Below are 23,763 nucleotides of genomic sequence, written 5' to 3'. Positions count from 1 at the left end.
TACTCGCACGTGTCTAATCGTGCATAGTCAATCGTATTGAGTTCTGCGGGTTTCTCCGCACTTCTACTTAATCAGTCCGCTGTTCCTTAAAAGTAGTTCAATATCAGTGCCCTTGACAGCCTTGAGAGCTACCTTCAAAAGCATTTTCTCTTTGAATGAGAGAGGGGCCTTATCAAGAGTTTTCTTGTCCAGGGCATAGTAGGTTGCTCTAAGAAGCTCTCTGATGTCGTACTGAGAACCCCAAACCTCTGGCACACCCCTATCAACATTCATTAGAGTGTAGACGGACTCCATACCAGTACGGATTGAATACTCTGTAGTAAAGATAGTATCTCGAGGAGTCTCGGCAAACTGTCCAATAAAGGCAAAGTTAACAGATCCCTCAGGTACAACTAGAGGTCGATCTTCTGCTTTTCTCGGCTGGAAGAATGCGTTGATATAAGGCATAAAGCATGTAGTAGTGTTACAGCGATTCTTTGCCCAGTCCTCAATCTTCTTGGTTGGAACGCCAATGTGATAGAGCCATTCCTGGCACACTTCTTCGCCAGTGCAGTTACGCATAGCTTTCTTAACAAAATTACCAGGTTTGTTGGTGCTCAGAGCATAGACCCAGATAAGTACAGTGTCTTTGTCCTGTGCTCTAAATTGTGGCTGACGGTTAATAGTCCACGAGAGGTACCAGTTATCGGTGCTATCTTTGACGGTTACAATGCCACCGGTTGTGACTTTACCTTCTCTTGGATCTCTCTTGCAGACGCCAATGATTTTCTTGATAATCTCTTCATCTTTTGTCTGGATAGTGGCGCTCATCCAGTTGGTTGCCTCAAAGTCACTGCAGAAATTTTCAGGATTACCGTACTCACCATGTTTAGCCTGAGTTGCGATGTTTTTCCACAAATCCCAGGACTCTCCCACGCCATTTCTCACGTTACTAATATCGGGAGCTGTGTTCTGATCACCATAGCAAGAGGTATCGGTGCAGCAACCATTGGTAATAAACACTAAATCGTCTTCAGTAAGATCGATGGTTTGCTGCGAGCCGTCCTTCTTGTAAACAATCTGAGTAGCTACCTTTTTACCGTTGGTATCGTTGATGATAACGTTTTTGACATCCATACCATAATCAACGGTGACGCCATGGTCCTCAAGATACCTTACCAACGGCAAAATCATGCTCTCATACTGGTTGTATTTAGTAAAACGTAAAGCGGTAAAGTCAGGGAGGCCATCAATATGATGACAATACCTGCATAAATAACGCTTCATTTCAAGAGCTGAGGACCATCTTTGGAATGCAAACATAGTCTGCCAATAAAGCCAGAAGTTAGTATTCCAGAATGAATCAGGAAGCACCTCGCTAATCTTCTTGTCCTCAAGGTCCTTCTCGGGAGTCATAAAGAGCTTAGCGAGCGCAAGTGATGACTCTCTATCAAGCTTGAACTTCTTGTCTGTGTGAGCGTCTTTGCCACACTTCTCAGAAGCTCTGCACAGGGAGTAATTAGGGTCGTGCTTGTTGAGCCAATAGTACTCATCAAGTACCGAGATGCCAGGCGTTTCAATAGATGGAACGTCTCTGAACATATCCCACATACATTCAAAGTGGTTGTCCATCTCACGGCCACCGCGCATATAGAAACCCTTGGTTATATCTTTGCGGCCATCACAGCTTCCTCCTGCAAGTTCAAGTTTTTCTAGCAGGTGAATTCTTGAACCTTTAACCTGACCATCGCGGACAAGATAAAACGCAGCAGCTAGACCTGCAAGACCTGTTCCAATGATATAGGCTGATTTTTTGTCGGCATCTTTGGGTTTTTCTGGTTTAGCGAACGATTCATACGTTCCAGCAGAGTAGTACATAACTTCCTCCTTAGTTTTCCGCATTAATACCTGCGAAAATTAGTAAGTTACCCTTACCTCGCGTCCACTATAAACTTATAAACTGCTAAAGAAAATACACAAAAAGAGTGGATTGTCCGATAAAGTGACAGTCCACTCAGATTACAGCGGTCATATAAAGACAAGATTTATAACCAGCATCAAAAAAATTGTTTCAAAAATAGCAATTAATTAGCCTTCTTTTGCAGGAGCTGATGTGTTTAACTTGTATTAGTTAGATAAAGCTAACTTTATAACATGAAGGAGGTCTTAGTATGGAAGCTGGTCACGAGTTTTTACTTCGTATGGGCAAAACAAGACTGCGTCCTGGAGGTATTGAGGCAACCAACTGGCTGCTTAATTCTGTGGATATCACGCCAGAAACTCAGATTCTTGAGGTGGCTTGTAATATTGGAACAACTACGGTTGAGCTGGTAAAACGTTTTCACTGCCATGTAACGGCAATTGATCTCAATGCAGACGTGCTCTCCAAAACAAGAGAAAACATCGCGAGAAACAATATCTCAGAGTACGTAACGGTGGAACAAGGAGACGCTACAAACCTCTCCTACCCCGATAATAGCTTTGATGTTGTTATCAACGAAGCAATGCTCACTATGCTCTCTGAACAGCAGAAAGAGGCAGCCGTAAAAGAGTATGCACGCGTACTGAAGCCAGGTGGTGTGCTACTCACTCATGACGTTCTTTTGCTCAAAGAAAATGATGAGCTAGTCCATGAGCTCTCGCGAACTATTAACGTTAATGTGAAGCCACTTACCCTTGCAGATTGGAAGAGTCTCTTTGAGTCAGCGGGTTTCTCGTCAGAAACTAAGAGCGGCAAGATGACGCTTATGAATCCAGCAGGACTCATCGCTGACGAGGGCGCAGATGGCGCTTTAAGGGTTATCAGAAATGGTCTCAAGCCCGAGAACACCAAGATGTTTACCAGCATGTTTACGTTCTTTAACGATTACGCCAACGATCTCAACTACATTGCCGTAGTGAGTAGAAAGCCAAAATAGGCATCGTCTTAAGGCGGGCACAGACTAAAACACGTATCCATCGGGCTAGACTCGGGCTCGATAGCAAAGAAGGAAGCTGATATTTATACCAGCTTCCTTCTTATTTGATGCGTGTTATGTGCGAAGCCTATTTTGCCTTTGCGCAGGCAGCCATAGCAACGGAACCAATGTAATTGATTGGGTTGGTGAAGTTTGGCTGGAACAGAAGGTCAACAGCTGCAAGATTATCAATGGTCATACCAGCGGCAATAGCAACTGAGACGACGTTTGCTGCTTGAGCAACATCGTCATGTGTCGAGAAGAACTGTGCGCCTTTGATAAGGCGAGTTTCTGGATCCCAGACAAGTGTTGCGGTAACTGGCTCGGTAGTCAACATGAACTCAGGACGATAGTTCTCTGTAATGGAGATGGAATCGTACTCGTAGCCACGAACCTTGCCACCCGCAACGGTGAGACCTGTTGCTGCCATGGAGTAGTTGTAGAGCTGAACAGCGCTGGAAGCCTGGGTACCAGCGTAAGCAGCGGTTGGCTCAAGCATGTTAGGACCAACGTGCAGGCCTTGGCGAACAGCGTTGGTAGCCAGTGGAATGTAGTCCTCTTTACCAGTGACGTTAAAGATGATGGAAGCAGAGTCACCAGCTGCAAAAACGCCAGGCTCACTGGTGCGCATGTACTCGTCAACCTTGATAGCGCCGTTAGAAAGCATTTCAAGCTGACCGTCAAAGAGATCAGTACGAGGAAGGAAGCCAATTCCCAGAATTGCGTAATCTGCAGTGTAGGAGCCCTTATCGGTGACAACTGTGATGGAATTACCATTGTCCTCAAAGCTCATGACCTTCTCGCCAAGCGCAAGTGTGACGCCGTGCTCAGTGTAAGCTGCTTCTACCTGGTCAGTAATTGCCTTGTCAAAGTTCTTTGCAAGAACGCGAGGAAGCATATCAATGAGGGTAACGTCCTTCTGACGCTCTGAGAGTTGTTCTGCAAGCTCCGCACCAATGTAGCCTGCGCCGATGACAATGGCGGACTTGGAAGCTGCCATGGTGTCGTGAATACGACGACCGTCAGCCCAGTTTTTACATTGAAGAACGCGAGGCCCGTCGATACCAGGTAGTGGTGGAACAATTGGCTTAGAGCCGGTGGTAATCACAAGGTAATCAAAATCATCTTCAAAAGTTTCGCCAGTTTTGAGATCTTTCCAAACAATATGCTTGGTCTTAACGTCTGCGGAAGTGACGTCGGTGGTCATGTGAACGTGAGCGCCAGCCTCTGTAAGGGCTTCTGGAGAACTGTAGAACATCTTGTTAGGATCGCTTACGTGGTCACCTACCCAAAGAGCAATACCGCAAGACAAAAAGGAAACCGTGTCATTACGCTCAAAGACGTGAACTTCCCAATCTGGATGTGCAGCCAAGATTGAAGAAGTGGCAAAAACGCCTGCGTGGGTACAACCGATAACTGCAACTTTAGCCATAGAAATCCTTCTGTTAAATGTTACTAATGACTAACATTAATTGTTACTTTGACAGTGGCATTATGCCATATTCTGTTATAGAGAAGAGCGTCATCCTTGAACGTTCTTTAATAAATCAAACATTTGGAGTTCGTGAAGCAATTTAGCTAAAAATCTTTATACAGTGGCGAGAAAAACAATCAAAAAACACCTCCCAGCACATGGCCAGGAGGTGTTTTTGTAAGAACCAGAGGGGTTTCTCGCTAATTAAGCAAGCATCTGAGCAAGATCCTCGGAAGCATCGCCAATTGGGCCAATACCGTAGTTCTCAACAAGAATATTAAGAACGTTAGGACTGACAAATGCAGGAAGGGTTGGTCCAAGCTTGATGTTCTTGATGCCAAGGTGCAGCAGAGTCAGAAGGACGCAAACTGCCTTCTGCTCGTACCAAGAAAGAACAAAGCTCAGTGGTAGGTCGTTAACACCACAGTTGAATGCCTCTGCAAGAGCGGTTGCAATCTGAACAGCGCCGTATGCATCGTTGCACTGACCAACGTCAAGAATACGAGGAATACCACCAATGGTGCCCAGGTCAAGGTCGTTAAAGCGGAACTTACCGCAAGCAACAGTGAGAACAACGGAGTCTGCAGGAGTCTGCTCAACAAACTCGGTGTAGTAGTTACGTCCAGGGCGAGCGCCGTCGCAGCCGCCAACAACAAAGAAGTGCTTGATAGCACCCTGCTTAACAGCATCGATAATCTTATCGGCAATGCCAAGAACTGCGCCGTGGCTAAAGCCGGTGGTTACTTTGTGGCCACCATTAATGCCGGTGAGCTCCTGAGCCTCAGTGTATCCACCAAGCTCCTGAGCCTGCTTGATAACAGCGCTAAAGTCCTTCTTGCCGTTAGCATCCTCGTCAATGTGAACGAGCTCTGGGAAGGCAACAAGCTCGGTAGTGTAGACGCGGTCCTTATAGCTAGGACGAGGTGGCATGAGGCAGTTAGTGGTGAAGACAACAGGAGCAGGAATGTCCTTGAACTCCTTTTGCTGGTTCTGCCATGCAGTACCAAAGTTACCTTTGAGCTGTGGATACTTTTTGAGCTCTGGGTAACCGTGAGCTGGGAGCATCTCACCGTGGGTGTAGACGTTAACGCCAGTTCCCTCGGTCTGCTCAAGAATCATCTGAAGGTCAAGAAGGTCGTGACCGGAAACGACAATGAAGGGACCTGGCTCAATAGTCAGAGGAACCTCAGTTGGAACTGGAGTACCATAAGCGCCGGTATTTGCGCTGTCGAGAAGAGCCATGCACTTGAGGTTAACCTCGCCTACCTCAAGAGTTAGAGGCAGCAAAACGTCAACGGAGGACTCGGTTGCAAGAGCAGCAAGAGCCTTTACAAAGAAAGCGTCAACTGCGTCATCAGTCTTGCCAAGAACGCGAGCGTGATAGGCATAAGCAGCCATACCGCGGATACCAAAGAGAATGAGGGACTTGAGAGATCTAATATCCTCGTTGTCGGACCAAACGCCTCCAAGTGGAAGATCCTCAACAGGCTCCACGCCAGCCTCTGCAGCTAGACGGTTCTTCTCGTCACGAACCTGAGCAGTAATTGCGTCAACAGCAGCCTTGTCAAAGTTGACGTTAGTAATGCAGGTAAACAGACCGTCAACAATCAGCTGGTCCGCACGATTAGAGCGCTTGCCAGCAGCAAGCTCGGTGCGAGAAAGACCAACCAGAGCGCCGGTAAGCTCATCCTGAGCAAAAGCAACGTCAAAAGGCTTACCACAGACGCCAGCAGCGCCAGTACATGCAGTACAAGCAGCAGTCTGCTCGCACTGGAAACAGAACATCTTGTTATCCACCATTTTTCCTCTCCGTAAAACCATATAGCAAGAAGAGTTTTAACTCTTCTGGGTTTCATGATTGCAGGAATGTGGAATAAGATATGTTGTAATTACAACAAAAACGATTCTAATAATGAAATTTTCGGAGTGTATATGAACTTGCAAGATATCAAGCCTTCGTTTTTACTCAACACTGTGGTGTTTAAAGGAGTAAAACCAGAGCAGTTAGAGCTACTTTTAAAACATCTACGTGCAGTAGTGCGTACATATGAACCTGGAGAAATCATTCTATGTGCTGGCGATAAGGCTCACCAATTTGGCATTGTCATCTCTGGCGCCATTCACGTAGAAGGCTCAGATTCTCAAGGTAATATCTCTGTGATGGGTGCTTTTAATACAGGAGAAACCTTTGGAGAGGCATACGCGGCTCTTGGAAACGTACCACTTTTGACCTCAGTTGTTGCCACAGAGAAATCAGATATTCTGCTGCTCGATGTGCGACAGATCACTACCAGAACGTGTGACATCTGCGGTGGTGTGGATATTATCACCAGAAACCTTATGGCTTCTATTGCGAGAAAAAACATTATGCTGAGCCGTCGTATTCAAGATGCTGCACCAAAAAGTATTCGCGGCAAACTGATGGCATACTTGAATACACGCTCGCAAGCTACGGGTTCATCTGAGTTTGATATCCCCTACAATCGCCAACAGCTTGCCGATTATCTTGGTGTAGATAGAAGCGCTTTAAGCGCAGTAATATCTTCTTTAAGTAAAGAAGGCGTCTTTGAAGTAAAGCGAAGTCACTTCAAACTTTTATAACAGCAATTTAGCCTAAGGGGGCTTTTATGGCAGAAATTTATTTAGCAGGTGGATGTTTCTGGGGCCTTGAAGAGTACTTCTCCAGAATTAATGGTGTTACAGCAACCACTGTTGGTTATGCAAACGGAAAGACACTGGATACCAACTATCAAGAGGTCAAGGCTACAGATCACGCAGAAACGGTGCACGTAACCTATGACGAGCACATCGTAAGCCTTTATGACATTCTGCGTTATTACTTTAGGGTTATCGATCCTCTTTCAGTAAACAAGCAGGGTAACGACGTTGGCAGGCAGTATCGCACTGGCATCTATTACACAAACGATAATGACTTGCCTGTTATCGAGCGCATTATGTCTGAGCAGGAGTCTCTCTTTGATCAGAAGCTTGCCGTTGAAGTTGAGCCTCTGGACAACTATGTACTTGCTGAGGAATATCATCAGGACTACCTGAAGAAAAATCCAGGTGGTTATTGCCACATCAATGTTGATGATGCATATAAGCCGCTTTCATAAGCAGCTAGTTATATATTTATAAAAAGGAGCTCACTGAAACGAGCTCCTTTTTATTTCAACTTTTTAAGCTTCCCACAGAAAGTGTTTCATATCTACCTTGCCGTTTTCTAGAAACCGTACACCTTCTGCCTCAAGAAGTTCTCTTTGAGCATCAGGTCCACCAAATGCAAAGCCGGGAGCAAGCGAACCGTCTTTGAAGACCACTCGATGACAAGGCACGCCTCCAGCAACGCCCGGACTTTGATGCATAGCAAATCCCACATACCGAGCCTTTCTTGGCTCCCCTATCATGTGAGCTATCTGCCCATACGTGCTGACTCTGCCCTTAGGAATCTGTTTGACTACTGAAAATGCACGCTGAAAGAAGTTGTCCATCTGATACTCACTCTATCTTCACGGTTACCGGGAATTGCTTGCCCATTTTATGCTGGAATGCTATCGTATCAAAAGCAAACGGGTGGTGGCGCAGCTTGGTAGCGCACTTGACTGGGGGTCAAGGGGTCGCTGGTTCAAATCCAGTCCACCCGACCAGAATTTCTCGCCAGGAGTATTCCTGGCTTTTTTATTTGCAAAGAACACGGCGAGAAACCCAATGTGTAAGCTGCAAAAACAAAGTGGCCAATCGCTGTAAACAACCGACCACACACCTGTGACTATTTAAGCGTTAGTACCCTCAAACTGGCTCTCGTATAGTTTGGCATAGAAGCCACCTTTGGCCAAAAGCTCATCGTGAGTACCACGCTCAAGAATTGAGCCATCCTTAAGGACAAGAATGCAGTCTGCTCCTTGGATGGTAGAAAGTCTATGGGCAACAACCAGCGAAGTTCTGCCATTCATGATGGTGTCAAATGCCTTCTGTACCAGCTGCTCCGTACGTGTATCAATGCTTGAGGTTGCTTCATCCAGAAGCAGAATAGGTGGATTAGCTAGCATAACGCGAGCAATGCAAAGAAGTTGTTGCTGGCCCTGAGAAAGGGATCCGCCAGACTCTCCCACCATAGTGTCATAACCTTGTGGAAGTTGTTGGATAAACTGGTGAGCCTGAGCCTTTTGAGCTGCGGCAATAACCTCTTCATCAGTAGCATCAGGCTTTGCATAACGGATGTTTTCTTTGATGGTTCCCTTAAAGAGCCAGGTATCCTGCAGCACCATGCCAAACTGTTCTCTGAGCGAAGCTCGCGTGAGCTTTTGCGTGTTATGACCGTCTACATAAATTGCACCAGAATCAATGCTATAGAATCTAAGTAGCAGGTTAATAAGGGTGGTCTTTCCGCAGCCGGTTGGACCAACAAGAGCAATCTTCTGACCAGGTTCTGCCTTGAATGAAATATGGTTGAGCAATGGGTGCTTAACGTCGTAGGAGAACGCTACGTCGTCAAATTCAATGGAGCCCTGTGGATCCTGGATGACTTCAGCGTCGGCTGGATCAGGTTTGATTTCTTTTGCGTCGAGAAGATCAAAGACTCGACGAGCACTTGCGTAGGCGGTTTGGACCTGCGTAACAACTGCAGATATTGCGTTAAAAGGCTTCATGTACTGGTTAGCGTATGAGAGAAAGCTCTGTACCTGACCGATGGTAAGCGGAGAAGGAATGCCCGTTAGTACGCAAATGCAGCCAAGACCAGCTACCAGAGCGTAAATGAAGTTATTTACCAAACGCGTAGAGGGATTAGAAAGTGATGATGCAAATTGTGCACGCTCTCCTACTACACGGAGTTTCTCGTTAATAGCTTCAAACTGCTCAATAACGGCGTCCTTGTGAGCAAATGCGGTAATAAGTTTCTGGTTAGAGACCATCTCTTCTGCGTATCCGCTAAGCTGGCCCTGGTAACCTTGCTGCTTGCCAAAAGAAGAGCTTGCATACTTGGTAACCAAGGCCGCTGCAATAATAGAGAGCGGCGTAGCCAGAGCAACTACAAGGCCCATAGGGACCGACATATAGAACATGAAGCATAAGGTTCCAATAATGGTTACCACGCCCGTAAGGAACTGCGTGAGGCCCTGCTGGAGGCCGTCGCCAAGCTGATCCACATCGTTTACTACCCTAGAGAGCAAATCTCCCTGAGAATGTGTATCAATATACGAGAGCGGCAGGTTTGCCACCTTGGAATGAGCCGCGTCTCTAAGGTCACGTGTGACCAGATAGGTGAGCTTGTTAGTTGACCAGGAAGCAAGCCACTGCGTTGCACTTGCAAGCAAAACTACCAGTGAGAGCTGAGCGAGCGTTGGCAAAAGTGCTGCCTCGCCGCTTTGCACTAGTTTGATGAGCTGGTCAATGGCGCTACCAACAATGATGGGCACCCAAAGTTGTAGCAGCACGGTTGCAATAGACGAGGTTGCTGCTAAAACAAGAAATCCCCCGTGTGGAGAAATCCATGCAGCTAGTCGGCGCGTAACTTCAGCCGCGGACATAGAGATAACGTCTGCCGAGCCACCTTTGCCATGCTCAGGTGCGCTGGATGTGATAGCAGAGGTGCTTCCGCCGGAATACATATCAGCCATTACTCCACCTCCTCAGGACGAAGCTGTGAGAGACAAATCTCTTTATAGAGTGGGCATGTGGCGAGAAGTTCTTTGTGTGTTCCCAGTCCCACTTGTTTGCCATGGTCAAGAACAAGAATCTTGTCTGCCTGCATAACCGCAGCTACACGTTGCGAAATAATGATGCTCGTAGTGGTTGCACTGAGTTTGCGGAGTGCCGCACGGAGGTGAGCATCCGTAGCAAAATCAAGTGCGGAGGCAGCGTCGTCCAAGATGACAATGCGTGGGCTTCCCACCAAAGCGCGAGCGATGGTCAAACGTTGACGCTGACCACCCGAGAAGTTCTTTCCACCACGCTCAACAATGCTATCAAGCTGATCGGGTTTCTCCCGGACAAAGTCTGCTGCTTGAGCAACTTCAAGAGCTTTCCAAAGTTCCTCGTCGGTAGCGTTTGGATTCTTCCAGCAAAGGTTTGTGCGGATAGTACCGCTGACCAGCGAGGTGTGCTGCGGAACGTAGCCAATAAGGGAGCGTAGCTGCTCAAACGTATAAGTTTTGACGTCGTGACCAAAGACGCTTACTGAGCCAGTCTCTGTGTCAAAAAGACGCGGGATAAGGGCAGCAAAACTGGACTTACCAGAACCAGTACCGCCGATAATACCCAACGTCTGACCAGCCTGTAGTGAGAGATTAATATCAGAGAGAGCGGGTTCTCCTCCACCGTCATAGACAAGCGAGGCATCCTTGAACACGACGGCATTGGCGGAAAAGTCAGATTCAGTGAGGTTGATCCGCTTGTTTTCCTCATCGGTGAGCGTTGGTTTAGTGTTAAGCACTTCCATAACACGTGCAGCAGATGCGGTTCCACGTGTGATGATAATAACTAGGTTGGCAACGTATCCAATAGCTAAAAGCGCGCTGGTCATATAACTGACAAGAGCAACTACAGTGCCTTGAGACAGCGTACCAGAGGTAATCTGAGGAGCTGCAAGCCAAAGTGTTACCGCAATTCCCAGGTACATGACAAGGAAGGTTGCGGGGTTTAGAAGAGCCGAATAATTTGCAGCATTAGTTGCCGCGTCTGTCTGAGCTAAAACTGCCTCGGAGAACTGAGCCTTCTCTTCTGCCTCATGTCTAAATGCTCTAATTACGCGAATACCAGAAAGCATTTGTCGCATATACAAAGAAACAGCATCAAGGCGTTTCTGCAGTTCAGTAAAAAGTGCAGTAGATTTACGTGCGACAAAGAAGAAAATAGCTGCTACTAGTACAGTTGCCAGTAAAAAGACCATACCAAGCTGAGCGTCAAGCATAAGGGTTGCAATAATGGAACCAGCGGCAAGGATTGGCCATCTGACCAGCTGACGTATGCCTAGAGCAACAGTTACCTGCACTTGATTAACATCGTTGATGAGCCTTGTTACTAAGGTGTCTGTTCCAAGTGTATAAATATCAGCACTTGAGAGTTCTTGAATCTTCTTGAATAACTCATTACGCAGGTCAGTTCCCGTGCGTTGAGACACAATAGAGGCAATTTTCTGACAGACGATTGTAAAACAGAAGCCTACAACAGCAATGATTACCAGTAAAATGCCATAACGAATAATGTCATACATGTTTGCCCCGTGAATACCTAGGTCAATCATGCGCGCAATAATTAATGGTGTAAGAAGATCACCAATAACTTCAACGACTTTACAAAGTAAGGCAACAAAACTCTTACGACCATACTTTGGCCATACAAACTTAGAGAGCAACTCTCCCATTTACGCCTCACCAAGTTTCTCTGAAAGTGTTAACCACTCGTCTTCCAGCTCCGTAAGTGCCGCCTCTGCGTCATTAAGCTGTTGTTGCAACTCCATCAAACGCTGTGCGTCAGTAGCATCAGCAGAGTTCATCTGCTCTCTAATCTGCTCAGGCAGCTCCTGAGCCTTGCCCATTCGACGCTCAATTGAGTCAACGCGCTTCTTCAGCTCGCGACGCTCAGCGTTGCTCAGCACCGCATCCTTCTGGCGAGAAGCCCCGTCTAGTTGCAGCTCATTTGAACCTGAACTTTCGTGTGTACCCGACAGCTCCCCCGCTTTTCTCGCCGTCTGCTTTGCAGCATCAACAAGCTTGAGGTACTCGTCAACGCCACCAGGAACATGACGAATATGACCGTCTATGAGGGCATATTGGTCGTCGGTAACACGCTCAATCAAGAAGCGATCGTGACTTACAACCAGAAGCGTTCCAGACCACGAATCCAGAAGGTCTTCCAGAACAGCAAGCATATCCGTGTCAAGATCATTGCCCGGCTCGTCCAGTACCAGCACATTTGGCTCTTCTAGAAGGACGCACAAAAGTGCCAAGCGCCTACGTTGACCTCCGGAAAGGTCTTGCAAGCGATTAGTGAACTCACGGCGATCAAAGCCTAAGCTTTCAAGCAGCTGTGTAGGGCTTTGCATTTTACCGTTTACCAGATAGCTGGTCTTGTACTGGCTCAACAGTTCAAGAACGGTCCAGGTCTCTTTAGTAGCAAACGTGTCAATCTGTTGAGAAAGCCAACCAAATTTGACAGACTTTCCTACCTTCACCAGACCAGAGGTCGGCTGCAGTTGCTGCGTCATCAGCTCAAGAAGTGTAGATTTACCAGCGCCATTCTCGCCTAGAATGCCATAACGGTCGCCAGGGCCAATGAGCCACTCAACGTGCTTGATGACATCTGTTTGAGCCTTTGATATGTCTGTCCGTGCATTTGAATCATCCACCGCATTTGCTCCAGCGTTCTTATAGGCAAATGAAACGTCATGCATCTCAATAACCTGCTTGCCCAACCTAGAGACTGCCATACGTTTGAGCTCAAGTGTATTTCTAAGTGGAGGATCTTCGGCGAGAAGTTCCATGGCGGCATCAATTCTAAATTTAGGTTTTGACGTGCGTGCTTTTGCGCCATGAGCAAGCCAGTTGAGCTCTTTTCTCAACGTATTTTGGCGACGCTCTTCTGCCACCACAGCCTGTCTATCACGTTCAACTCGAGTTTGAATGTAAGCAGAGTAACCACCGTCAAACGGGTCAATTACACCGTCGTGGACTTCCCACATATGGTCACAGACTTCATCCAAGAACCAGCGGTCATGCGTGACCATGATAAGCGCACCGCTTCCTTCTGGCCAGCGGTTTTTTAGATGATTAGCAAGCCACTGAATAGCATGAAGATCAAGGTGGTTGGTTGGCTCGTCAATAAGCATTAAATCCCAGGTACCCACCAGCAAACGAGCTAAGTCGCAGCGTCTACGCTGACCTCCAGAGAGCTCTCCTACTAGGCCATTCCAGTCCAAATCTCCAATGAGCTCATCAATAATTTTGCGGATGCGAGCATCAGATGCCCACTCGTACCCTGGCGTGTCACCCACAACAGCATTGCAAACCGTCTGTGTATCAGAGAGTGAATCAGTTTGACCCATATAGCCTACCTGGATGCCACTTCTCCAAATCACGTTACCAGAATCAGGCTCAATTCTATGAGCTATAAGATTCAAGAGAGTTGATTTACCATCGCCGTTTTTACCGACAACACCAATACGGTCGTCCTCATTAACACCAATGGTTTGGTTGGTAAGAACCTTCTTACCAGGCCATTCCATAGAGATTTGTTCACAACCTACCAAAATTCCCACTAGTTATCACCTAAAAAAGAGCGAAGTAACGCAATTTCTTCTCTCCACCCAGAAAGCTCAGAATGAGGAGTTTCCAAAATCATAGGAAGCGTGTTTATGCGCGAATTAGTTACAACAGAGCGGAACGTATCTAAACCAATAAAGCCTTTGCCAATCTGCTCGTGTCTATCTTTATGAGCTCCAAGAGGATTTTTGGAGTCATTAAGATGCAATGCTTTGAGCTTTTCCAAGCCAACAATCTGGTCAAACGTGTCTAGAACCTCATCAAGATTTTCTACAATCTCATAGCCACCGTCATGAACATGACAGGTGTCAAGACACACACCCATAAGCTCTGGATATTCCACCTTATCTAGAATTGAGGCAATCTCTTCAAACGTTTTACCAACTTCTGTGCCTTTACCAGCCATAGTTTCAAGAAGTACGCAAGTATGCTGACCTTCGAAGAGACAGCTGTTAAGCGCCTCCGAGATTTGTTCAATTGCTACTCCAGAGCCTTGACCAACATGACTTCCAGGATGGAAATTGTAGTAATTACCTGGCAGATACTCCATGCGCTCAAGGTCTTCTGCAAGTGCTCGACGGGCAAAATCCCTAGTCTCCTCTTTAGCGGAGCAGAGGTTCATAGTGTAGGGAGCATGTGCTACCAGAGGTCCAAAATGATGAGCCTCAAGCAGTGTTCTGAGCTTTGCAATATCAACCTCATCCAAAGCCTTAGCATTACCTCCACGAGGATTTCTAGTAAAGAAAGCAAAGGTGGTTGCCCCAATTGAAAGAGCATCCTTACCCATTGCTTCCCAACCCTTAGCTGCAGAGAGATGGCATCCAATAAAAAGTTCTTCTGGCTGCACGCTATGCACGCTCCTCAAGCATCTTGGCCACACGGTCTAAAAGCTCTGAAGCCACATCCGACAGCGGCAAAGTCTCAAGCTGTTCTATACCTTGAGGAGTTACAAAAGCAACTCTATCTGTATCTGAACCAAAGGTTGAATCTGGTCTAGATACGTCATTTGCCACAATCATGGAGCAACCTTTACGCTCAAGTTTAGCCTGAGCATGCTCCAAGACGTTATTTGTCTCAGCTGCAAAACCTACGACAACCTGGCCTTTCTTTGCTTTAGACAGGCTGGCGAGAATATCGGTGGTTTCTTTAAGGTCTATGGACTCAAGATACTCTAATGATTTCTTGAGCTTATGGTCTGCTGGATGAGCTGGTGTGTAATCGGCAACAGCTGCCGTCAAAATAGCTGCATCTACGTCATCAAAGACGCTCATACATGCCTTATACATGTCTTCAGCGGATACTACTCTTTGAATAATGACACCTTCAGGAGCCTCAAGATATGTGGGACCAGAGATAAGTGTGACGTCTGCACCACGGCTTGCAGCAACTCTAGCTATGGTATAGCCAAGTTTGCCTGTTGAACAGTTGGCGATGAAGCGAACTGGATCGATCTTCTCGTGAGTTGGTCCAGCTGTGATAAGGAGTTTTTTACCTGCTAGATCTTGTTTGGCTGACACAGTATCTTTGCCAGAAAGAACCTTCAGTGCAGAGTCCACAATTTGTTGTACTGGTGCTAGCTTTCCATCACCGGTATAACCACAGGCAAGATGACCTGACTCAGGCATAACCATCTGGATGCCACGTTGGCGCAGTAGCGCCACATTTGCCTGAGTGGCTGGATTTATCCACATGTGTGTATTCATAGCAGGAGCCACAAGGACCGGTGTGTGAGCAGCTAGAAGCGTTGCGCTCGCAGCATTATCGGCAATGCCATGTGCCATCTTTGCCATAATGTTGGCGGTAGCTGGTACAACTACCATGCAATCTGCCCAGTCAGCAAGATCAACGTGGGCAACAGGAGTCTCAGTATTGTTATAGAGAGACTGAACTACCTCATGATGTGTAAGGGCCTCAAAAGTAGTCTTTCCTACAAACTGAGCTGCATCTTCTGTCATAACAACACGAACGTCGCAGTTTGCTTTCTGAAGACCTCTGAGAACCTCACAGGCTTTATATGCAGCAATACCTCCGCATATTACAAGGCATACAGAGGGTTGAGTGGTTTTATCCAACATGGCAATAAATTCCTTTATTCTTCAAACGTTGTAGAAGTAATAAGCATCCTATGGCAATAAGGGCACTCAGCAATTTCAGTGCTGTGTTGAAGATCGTAAAACGAGCTTGGCTGCAGTTTGACGCGACAAACGCTTGGAACATTACCCACAAGATGCTCAACTGCCAAACCTTTAAAACGCTTACGTGCAGTTTCATAGCGCTCAAGTGTTTCTACAGAAATCTGAACAGCAAGTTCTTCTCGAGACTTAGAAAGCTCAATAATCTCTGCACGAAGTGCCGTAGAATCAATCTCAAGAGACTCAGAGAGGCTCTCACACTCTCTCATAAGTTTTACCTGTAAATCTTGTGCGGCCTGATAAGCCTTCTTACATTTTTCAAGCTCTTTTGCTTTTTCTGCAAGTTTGAAATCGCACTTCTCAATATTCTTTGCTAAAGAAGAAAGTTGCTGATCAAAATCTCTAATGGCACGATGATTAGTAGCAGTTTCTACAGCAGCAGAAACTTCCTCTGTCTTAAGAACATAATGAGCACGCTGTTCATTGAGGTCTGAAATATCAATTTCAACATCTTTTTTAACGCCAAGTACCTGCTTAAGCTGAGAAGCAATCTTTTTCTTTGCAAGCTGGGCGTTCTTAATCTTTTGTGCTTGTGGCAGTGAGGCCAAGTTGGATGTGAGTTTTAGCAGCTTTAAATCAATATTCTGGAGCTGCATCAAATTAACAGACTCACTCATAGGGCCTCCTCATATACGGTTCTCATCTAGTCTACCGTAAATAAGGACGTATCAGGTGCAAAACACAACTAATGTATAAATTAGTATGTAAAAAAAATTATCCAACAATACGCAGCAAAGTTGTACAGAAGGCATTAAGATCACTCTCAGAAACGCGCTCGTCAAAAGTAATGCGTAAGCTACCTAGTGCCTCGTTCCTTGAGATTCCCATTGCAGTTAGAACATGACTTGCATTAAGAGAACCTGAAGAACAGGCGGATCCAGCTGAAACCTCATAACCTGCTTGATCAAGCTTTAAAATAAGCGTTTCAGAGTCCATTGATGGAACCATAATACTTACTGTACCAGGCATGTGGTCTGTGCCAGCGTAAGCCGCTGTGGTTGGCTTAATCTTGGGAGACGAGCAGAGAGTCTCATACACCTTATTGGCGCGCATAGAAACAATCTCTTGCGTTTGTGTAAGGTTATCCTGGCACCATCTGGTTGCTGCAGCAAAGGCTAGAGCGCCTCGAACATCCTGAGTACCATGACGTCTACCAGACTCTTGTCCCCCGCCGTAACTCTGTGCCTGAAACGGAACCTTAGAGCGCATAAGCACAGCAGCAATACCAAGAGGGCCACCAATCTTATGGGCAGCAATAGTTAGAGCATCTACGTCTGTCACTTCAAGACAAATACGACCAAACGCTTGAACAGCATCAGTGTGGAAAAGTGCGCCCGCCCTATGAGTAATGCGAGCAAGCTCAGCAACTGGCTGAATAACACCCGTTTCATTGTTGGCATACATAACTGAAACAAGAGCCACCGACTGGTCCAAAAGACCTTCAAGTACAGAACCTTCAATCTTTCCCTGACGGTTAGGTTGAACAATTCTTACTTCAAAACCCTTCTCGCGAAGAACAGGTGCAAGATCCAAAACAGAATCATGTTCAATTGCCGAGAAAACCACCACGTTGCGTTTATGATCCTTGTTGCGAATACCTTCTGCCATACCAAGAACAGAGAGGTTATTGCCCTCAGTTCCACCAGAGCAAAAAATTACGTCAGGAGATCTAAACTTGCCACCCACAGCGTTTGCAATAACGCTTCGAGCACTATCAAGCTCTCGTGCCGCTTGACGACCAAGTGAGTGCAAAGAGTTTGGGTTCACCCCCGCAATAGGTGAAGCCTCATAGGTTTTCTCAGCATAAAGCGCTTCTGTACGCATTGGTGCTGAAGCTGCATAGTCTAGGTAAACGTAATTCATAACGTGATTTCTGTTAGTTCAGTCTTGATAGTTTGTGTTTGCACCAGTGAAGTTTGAACCTTTTGTCTAGCCCTGAATGGTTAGAACAGACTCTCCAGCAGAGCGGATTGTCTCAATAGTTGAACCACGATCTACCTGGCCAAACACCGCACTGCCTGCAACAAGCATATTGGCACCAGCAACTACAACGTCAGCCGCATTAGCTTCACTGATACCACCATCAACCTCAATCAGAGGATTAACGTTGTGTTTACGGCAGAGTTCCTTAAGAGCCTTTAGCTTTTCAATTGAGTGAGGAATAAACTTCTGTCCACCAAAGCCAGGATTAACTGTCATGATAAGCACCAGATCAAGATCTTCGATAAGATCCTCAAGAACGCTTACAGGAGTTCCCGGGCAAAGCGAAATACCGGCCTTAGCGCCAGAATCCTTGATAAGGTGAACGAGACGATGAGCATGAAGTTCGGCCTCGTAGTGGAAGGTAACAACGTCAGCACCACGGTCTAGGAATAAAGGAGCAATCTCAGCCGGATTAGTTACCATCAGGTGGACATCAATGGGCAGATCAGAGGACTTTTTGCAGTACGAGAAAATATCTGGACCAAAGGAAATATTAGGGACAAAGTGACCATCCATGACGTCGTAATGAATGTAATCAGCGTTTGCAATTGAATCAAGCTCACTTTTAAGCTTGGAAAAATCTGTAGATAGAACAGACGGTGCTACCAGAACGTTATTCATTAAACTCTCCTATCGAGTCATTCCATAAAATTCTTCACTTGGAAGACGGTTAATCAGACGAGAAGTGATGTCCTCTGGACTCTCTCCCTCATAGAGAACAGCATGGACGGCTGCAGTAATAGGCATTTCAACATTCATTTGCTGGCCAAGCTCATAAAGGCCAATGACAGCCTGAGCACCCTCAACAACCATACCTGTTTCTTCCTGATAAGATTGAAGCGTCTTACCCTTGACCAGAGCTTCTCCAAACGTCCTATTTCTAGAATGCTCGGAGGTACAGGTTGCTACAAGGTCGCCCATGCCCGCAAGACCCATACAAGTTAGTGGGTCTCCACCAATAGCGCAAACCACGCGGCCAAGTTCTGCCAGACCGCGTGTCATAAGAGCTGCAAGCGCATTGTCACCATTACCCAAACCAACAGCAATACCGCATGCAATAGCTACAACGTTCTTAGCTGCTGCACAGGCCTCAACACCACGAACATCAGAGCTAATGTAAGTTCTGAAGTATGGACGAGAAAGTAATGACTGGAAACGCTTGGCAACCTCAGCATCCTCAGACGCTACAACGGCCGCAGAGATTCCCTGTTTAATGACCTCTTCTGCATGGTTTGGGCCAGAAAGTACCGCAATTCGTGCAGGGTTTCCAAGCTCGTCAATAGCCACTTCATGCATAAGCTTGTGAGATCCTGCCTCCATACCCTTAGAGAGAATCAAAACGTCAACCTGAGGGTCAAGATAAGGCGCGCAAGCAGTGCAAACAGAACGAAGAAATGCAGATGGAGCTGCCATGACAACAGCATCTACATTTATGAGAGCCTCAACTTCACTAGTGGTAGAAACAATATTGTGTGGCAGTTCAGAGTCAGAAAGATGTCTGCAGTTGACGTGCTCTTTATTGATAGACTCGGCAACATCGGCCTCCCTGGACCAGATGACTACCTCATCAGATGTTGAAGCAAGTAGTGTTGAAAGTGCGGTACCCCATGATCCCGAACCAATAACAGCAACTTTTTTCATGATTACTTGTCCTTTTTCTTATCACCAAATGAAAATTTACGCTCGTTACCAGCATTAAGTTTTTTGATATTCTCGCGATGAGCCCAAATAACCGCAATAGCTACTACAAATACGGGGATAGTAGCTACTGGATCCATGCCAAATAAAAGGCAAAAAAGAGGTATAGCTACTGCTGCGCCAATGGAACCGAGAGATACATATTTAGTTGGCACTGCAAGTGTGATAAACACTGCAAGAGCTACTAAGGCAGCAAGCGGATTAACCGCCAGACCACCGCCAAATCCAACAGCAATTCCCTTACCCCCATGAAAATGAAGCCAGGGTGAGAAAATATGACCAAGCACACAACAGGCATACACAAAAGAAATGATGAGTTCAGCTTCAGCGGATGTATTTCCTGTAATAACAGGAGTAAATCCCTGGGTAGACAAGAACCAACGGACCAACATGACACTGATAATGCCTTTACCTGCGTCACACAAAAGCGTAAAAATACCCGCGGCTTTACCAGCATTGCGAGCCACATTGGTAGTTCCAATGTTCCCTGATCCAAGCTTACGAATATCCTCATGAGCCATAACGCTTGCAATAATCAAGCCAAATGGAATGCTACCAAAACCAAATGCAATAAGTCCAAAAATCAGAGCAACAACAATTCCAGACATTAGTTAGATTCAACCTTCTTACGGAACTTCAAACGAATAGGTGTGCCAACCAGAGAGAACTTCTCGCGAAGTCTGTTTTCAATAAAGCGCTCGTAGTTGTCATCAACAAGGTCTGGTGCGTTACACCAGAACGAAACAACAGGAGGCTTAGAGCCCGTCTGAGTGGCGTACTGAATCTTGAGACGGCGGCCACGATCAGAAACGGTATGCCCACCCTCTCTAATCTGGGCGAGAAGTTCGTTAAGCTCAGAGGTCTTAAGCTGAATAGCACGAGATTCTGCAGCTGAAAGAGCGGCAGCAAGCACCTTATCAATAGAGCGACCAGTAAGAGCAGAAACGTTGATGGACGCAATCCATGGTGCAAACGCAAGGCGTTTTGCCACAGAGGCTGCAACCTCATCTCGCTTTGTCTCAGAATCAATAAGATCCCACTTGTTAAGCAAGAGCACCAGCGCACATCCACGCTCTACGGCCATATTAGCAAGTTTTTGGTCTTGCTCAGTAACACCAACAGAGGCGTCAACAACAAGAAGACAGATGTCTGCGCGATCCATTGCCTGCAAGCCTCTAACTAGACTATAGTACTCAACGTCTTCATGTACCTGGCTTTTCTTACGAATGCCCGCAGTATCAACAAGACGAATGGGAGTTCCCTTCCACTCAATCATGGTGTCAATAGCGTCGCGCGTAGTACCGGCAACATCAGAGACAATAGAGCGCTTCTTATTTGCAAGACGATTTGCAAGTGATGACTTACCTACGTTTGGACGACCAATAATTGCAAGGTTTAAAATACCGTCATCCTCTGGCTCTTCATCTGCCTCAGGGAATGCGTTAACAATGTCATCCAGCAAATCACCAGTACCATGACCATGTGAAGCAGACAGTGGCATAGGCTCTCCGCAACCAAGTGCGTAGAAGTCCCAAAGACCATCCTGCTCAGTAGCAGGGTTATCTTTCTTGTTTACAACCAGGAACACGGGCTTAGTGCTTTTGCGAACAATGCGTGCAACTTCTTCGTCTTCGTCGGTAACACCGGTAGTACCGTCTACCACAAAGACAATAACGTCGGCTTCATCGCAAGCAAGAAGAGCCTGCTCGCGAATGTGTGGAGCAAAGCGATCCTGAGATTTGATTGACTCAATACCGCCGGTATCAATAAGTTTAAACTCACGACCATTCCAGTCAGCATCGTGATATGAACGGTCTCGGGTTACTCCCCTTGACTCGTGCACAATTGCATCGCGTTTCTCGGCAATTCTATTTACCAGGGTGGACTTACCAACATTTGGACGTCCAACAATAGCAACAATGGGCTTAGCCATGTCTCACCTTTCATTCAGTTGGTTTAATAATACCAGCAATACGTGGCTAATCCCACTCTTTGAGTGCTTTAATGCAAGACTTGGCAATATTTGTGGGACCAGGAATTGACATGATTACCTTTGCTCCGCGAGTCTCTAGCTGCGCAGTTAAATCGGCCAGTGACATGCCATCAAGAGTAACTTTGTCAAAGTTAAACATGACCTCAGGAAGTACTATCAAAACGTTAGTAAGGTCCTCTGGTACCTGGGCGAGAAGATCAACGGCGCAGATAAGCCCTGTGACATTAACGTCTCCACCAAAGAAATCGTTGCGCACGGCAAAGGTAGAAACGTTTCCGTTAGCTGACCAGTTGTCGCAAAAAGTCTGAATAGTTTGTTGAGCAGCTTCGCCTACGATTAGCAAAATCTTGCGAGATCGGACAGAAAGATAGGTATCTGCCTCATCGAGAGCGGTACGCATAGAGTTGCAGACCTCTTCAGCCTCGTCGAGGAAGCTTCTGAGCATACCAATGCCATCGTAGAACTGTGGGTAGCCGTCATACGTATATGCAGGTGGAATAGGAAGCTGAGCATCTACATAAAACTCGTCAGAGAGCTGAAAGCGTGTAATACCTAAAGAAGCATGCGCACGCTCCTGATATGGCTCAACAATTTTGACTACAGAGCGGGACAGCTCTACGTCATCAGAATAAGAATGCGTAAAGCGCTTGGAGTCTTTGGTATAGCCAAGCGGAACAATGGCTAAAGAGGTAATCTGCTGATGAGCCTCTACCCAATCAAGTGTTTTATCAAGCTCTTCACCGTCATTGATATTAGGACACAGGACAATCTGACCATGAATCTCAATTCCAGCATCCATAAGTTTCTTAAGAACTTCAATACCTCGAGCAGCATGAGGACCAATAAGATTGCGACGGACATCAGATGAAATTGCATGCAGCGAGACGTTCATAGGCTCAAGCTTATGAGAAATGATGCGCTCAACATCCTCATCAGTGAGGTTAGTGAGGGTAACAAAATTGCCCTGCAAGAAACTCAGGCGATAATCGTCATCTCTAATAGAAAGTGAAGGACGCATGTCTTCTGGCAGCATGGCCATAAAGCAGAACTGACAAGCGTTTACGCAGGTCTTGATGCCGTCAAAGAGCACGTCAACAAAGTCAACGCCCCAGTCTTCTCCAGACTCACGTTCAAGCACGCACTCATAGAGCTCATCATCACCAGGAACAGAAACTTCAAGCTCACAGATAGAGCCGTCAGCTTCCCAACGCCAATCAATCAGGTCTTTTGGTACTACGCCATTGACCTTCTCGATAATCATGCCTGGCTCAAGGCCAGCCTTCCACGCAGGACTACCCTCTTCAACAGACTCGATGAGTGCACCAAGCCCACCAGATTTTGTATTTCCGTAGTCTGCGCGCTGTTCCATATTATGCGCCTACGATTTCTTCAATAGCCAATTTAACTGCATTGATATGAGCTTCCGGCGTAGAAGCACCAGCAGTAATGCCAATATGCTCAGCCCCTTCAAACCAAGAAGCCTGCAGCTCATCTGTACCTTCAATGTGATAGGTTGCGGGGCAATAGAGCTTAGAAATCTCTGCCAAACGGGTAGTGTTAGCAGAAATTCTGCCACCAATAATAATCATCACGTCAGATTCTTTTGCAAGCCTCATGCAAGAGTCTTGATGGCCCGCAGTAGCTTCACAGATGGTATTCATGACGCGCAACTCGTCAACAAGCGGAAGTACCGCATTAACCACCTCAGAAAGCTTTGCAGCACTCATGGTAGTTTGTACCACCAGACCAACTTTTTTTGCGACTCTCATGGCGTCTGCCTGAGCGGCAACCTCTTCCACAGAATCGATAGCCAAAGATCCTGGCACGTGAGCCAGTGTTGCCTCTACCTCGGGATGTCCGGACTCTCCCACCACATATACGGCATATCCTTGCTTGGCGAGAAGTTCTGCTGCTCGGTGAGCCTTCTTTACAAACGGACAGGTTGCATCTAACACGTCAACACAACCGTCCTTGGCAATCTGTTCCTCTTGAGGCGTTACACCATGGGTACGCAATAGCAGAGCACTTCCTGCAGCTTCAGAAGCAAAATCAACTACCTCTACGCCTTGATCTTTAAGGGAAGTAACAACGCGAGGATTATGAATAAGTGGACCAAGTGTGCGCACAGGTGCATGAGCATCTTTGACAGCCTGCTGGACCATCTGAAGAGCTCTTTCTACACCGTAACAAGCGCCTGCTTCATCGGCAATTTTAATAGTAGGCACGA

Annotated in this window: 20 protein-coding genes and 1 tRNA gene; 4 read left to right on the top strand and 17 right to left on the bottom strand. The window is 46.5% G+C overall.

Annotation, left to right across the window (positions count from 1 at the left end; all coding sequences use genetic code 11):
- Positions 1-63 precede the first annotated feature (63 nt).
- Complete coding sequence (locus APAR_RS03840; protein ID WP_012808831.1) at positions 64-1,857, bottom strand: oleate hydratase; 1,794 nt, start codon at positions 1,855-1,857, stop codon at positions 64-66.
- A 293-nt stretch (positions 1,858-2,150) separates the two neighbouring features.
- On the opposite strand from APAR_RS03840, the gene APAR_RS03835 reads away from it, so the two are divergent.
- Positions 2,151-2,897 carry a class I SAM-dependent methyltransferase gene (locus APAR_RS03835; RefSeq protein WP_012808830.1) on the top strand — a complete coding sequence of 249 codons (747 nt, stop codon included), beginning with the start codon at positions 2,151-2,153 and terminating at the stop codon, positions 2,895-2,897.
- A gap of 127 nt (positions 2,898-3,024) precedes the next feature.
- Here APAR_RS03835 and APAR_RS03830 read toward each other — a convergent pair whose 3' ends face one another.
- Both APAR_RS03830 and hcp read right to left on the bottom strand, forming a co-directional pair.
- On the bottom strand, positions 3,025-4,368 hold the full coding sequence (locus tag APAR_RS03830; RefSeq protein ID WP_012808829.1) for an FAD-dependent oxidoreductase: 1,344 nt from the start codon (positions 4,366-4,368) through the stop codon (positions 3,025-3,027).
- 246 nt (positions 4,369-4,614) lie between these two features.
- Positions 4,615-6,210, bottom strand: coding sequence for a hydroxylamine reductase (hcp, locus tag APAR_RS03825; protein WP_012808828.1), 1,596 nt, complete (start codon positions 6,208-6,210; stop codon positions 4,615-4,617).
- 132 nt (positions 6,211-6,342) lie between these two features.
- On the opposite strand from hcp, the gene APAR_RS03820 reads away from it, so the two are divergent.
- Together APAR_RS03820 and msrA are read left to right on the top strand one after the other, a co-directional pair.
- Complete coding sequence (locus tag APAR_RS03820; protein WP_012808827.1) at positions 6,343-7,011, top strand: Crp/Fnr family transcriptional regulator; 669 nt, start codon at positions 6,343-6,345, stop codon at positions 7,009-7,011.
- Positions 7,012-7,037: 26 nt separating this feature from the next.
- Entirely contained in the window at positions 7,038-7,526 is a 489-nt protein-coding gene (gene msrA / locus APAR_RS03815) for a peptide-methionine (S)-S-oxide reductase MsrA (RefSeq protein ID WP_012808826.1), read from the top strand.
- A 63-nt stretch (positions 7,527-7,589) separates the two neighbouring features.
- Here the strand turns inward: msrA and APAR_RS03810 are convergent, their stop codons facing one another.
- Entirely contained in the window at positions 7,590-7,901 is a 312-nt protein-coding gene (locus APAR_RS03810) for an MGMT family protein (RefSeq protein WP_012808825.1), read from the bottom strand.
- A 79-nt stretch (positions 7,902-7,980) separates the two neighbouring features.
- Here APAR_RS03810 and APAR_RS03805 point away from each other — a divergent pair.
- Positions 7,981-8,057 (top strand) — tRNA-Pro (locus APAR_RS03805).
- Between the two features lie 126 nt (positions 8,058-8,183).
- On the opposite strand, the gene APAR_RS03800 is transcribed toward APAR_RS03805, so the two are convergent.
- The 13 genes from APAR_RS03800 to ispH form a co-directional block, all read right to left on the bottom strand.
- Positions 8,184-10,028 (bottom strand): ABC transporter ATP-binding protein, encoded by a 1,845-nt coding sequence (locus APAR_RS03800; protein WP_012808824.1) that lies wholly within the window; start codon positions 10,026-10,028, stop codon positions 8,184-8,186.
- Positions 10,028-11,773 carry an ABC transporter ATP-binding protein gene (locus APAR_RS03795; RefSeq protein ID WP_012808823.1) on the bottom strand — a complete coding sequence of 582 codons (1,746 nt, stop codon included), beginning with the start codon at positions 11,771-11,773 and terminating at the stop codon, positions 10,028-10,030. The genes APAR_RS03800 and APAR_RS03795 overlap by 1 nt, the downstream gene beginning before the upstream one ends.
- Complete coding sequence (locus APAR_RS03790; RefSeq protein ID WP_012808822.1) at positions 11,774-13,666, bottom strand: ABC-F family ATP-binding cassette domain-containing protein; 1,893 nt, start codon at positions 13,664-13,666, stop codon at positions 11,774-11,776. It lies immediately after the preceding gene.
- Positions 13,666-14,517, bottom strand: a complete 852-nt coding sequence (locus APAR_RS03785; protein ID WP_012808821.1) for a deoxyribonuclease IV — start codon at positions 14,515-14,517, stop codon at positions 13,666-13,668. The genes APAR_RS03790 and APAR_RS03785 overlap by 1 nt, the downstream gene beginning before the upstream one ends.
- 1 nt (position 14,518) lies before the next feature.
- A complete protein-coding gene (coaBC, locus tag APAR_RS03780) occupies positions 14,519-15,745 on the bottom strand; it encodes a bifunctional phosphopantothenoylcysteine decarboxylase/phosphopantothenate--cysteine ligase CoaBC (protein WP_012808820.1) in 1,227 nt (408 codons plus the stop codon).
- A gap of 14 nt (positions 15,746-15,759) precedes the next feature.
- Positions 15,760-16,479, bottom strand: a complete 720-nt coding sequence (locus APAR_RS03775) for a zinc ribbon domain-containing protein (protein ID WP_012808819.1) — start codon at positions 16,477-16,479, stop codon at positions 15,760-15,762.
- 97 nt (positions 16,480-16,576) lie between these two features.
- Positions 16,577-17,725: a cysteine desulfurase family protein gene (locus APAR_RS03770; protein WP_012808818.1), complete on the bottom strand. Its 1,149-nt coding sequence runs from the start codon at positions 17,723-17,725 to the stop codon at positions 16,577-16,579.
- A gap of 66 nt (positions 17,726-17,791) precedes the next feature.
- Complete coding sequence (rpe, locus tag APAR_RS03765; RefSeq protein WP_012808817.1) at positions 17,792-18,466, bottom strand: ribulose-phosphate 3-epimerase; 675 nt, start codon at positions 18,464-18,466, stop codon at positions 17,792-17,794.
- A 9-nt stretch (positions 18,467-18,475) separates the two neighbouring features.
- Positions 18,476-19,486, bottom strand: a complete 1,011-nt coding sequence (locus APAR_RS03760; protein ID WP_012808816.1) for an NAD(P)H-dependent glycerol-3-phosphate dehydrogenase — start codon at positions 19,484-19,486, stop codon at positions 18,476-18,478.
- Between the two features lie 2 nt (positions 19,487-19,488).
- On the bottom strand, positions 19,489-20,151 hold the full coding sequence (gene plsY / locus APAR_RS03755) for a glycerol-3-phosphate 1-O-acyltransferase PlsY (RefSeq protein WP_012808815.1): 663 nt from the start codon (positions 20,149-20,151) through the stop codon (positions 19,489-19,491).
- Positions 20,151-21,476 carry a ribosome biogenesis GTPase Der gene (der, locus tag APAR_RS03750; protein WP_012808814.1) on the bottom strand — a complete coding sequence of 442 codons (1,326 nt, stop codon included), beginning with the start codon at positions 21,474-21,476 and terminating at the stop codon, positions 20,151-20,153. The genes plsY and der overlap by 1 nt, the downstream gene beginning before the upstream one ends.
- Before the next feature lie 46 nt (positions 21,477-21,522).
- Positions 21,523-22,905 carry a DUF512 domain-containing protein gene (locus APAR_RS03745; protein WP_012808813.1) on the bottom strand — a complete coding sequence of 461 codons (1,383 nt, stop codon included), beginning with the start codon at positions 22,903-22,905 and terminating at the stop codon, positions 21,523-21,525.
- Position 22,906: 1 nt separating this feature from the next.
- Positions 22,907-23,761, bottom strand: coding sequence for a 4-hydroxy-3-methylbut-2-enyl diphosphate reductase (gene ispH, locus APAR_RS03740; protein ID WP_012808812.1), 855 nt, complete (start codon positions 23,759-23,761; stop codon positions 22,907-22,909).
- Positions 23,762-23,763: the final 2 nt, after the last annotated feature.

It is taken from the genome of Lancefieldella parvula DSM 20469, from assembly GCF_000024225.1.
Taxonomy (GTDB): Bacteria; Actinomycetota; Coriobacteriia; order Coriobacteriales; family Atopobiaceae; genus Lancefieldella; species Lancefieldella parvula.
The sequence above is the reverse complement of the archived record's forward strand: the minus strand, read 5'-3'. Positions and strand labels throughout refer to the sequence as shown.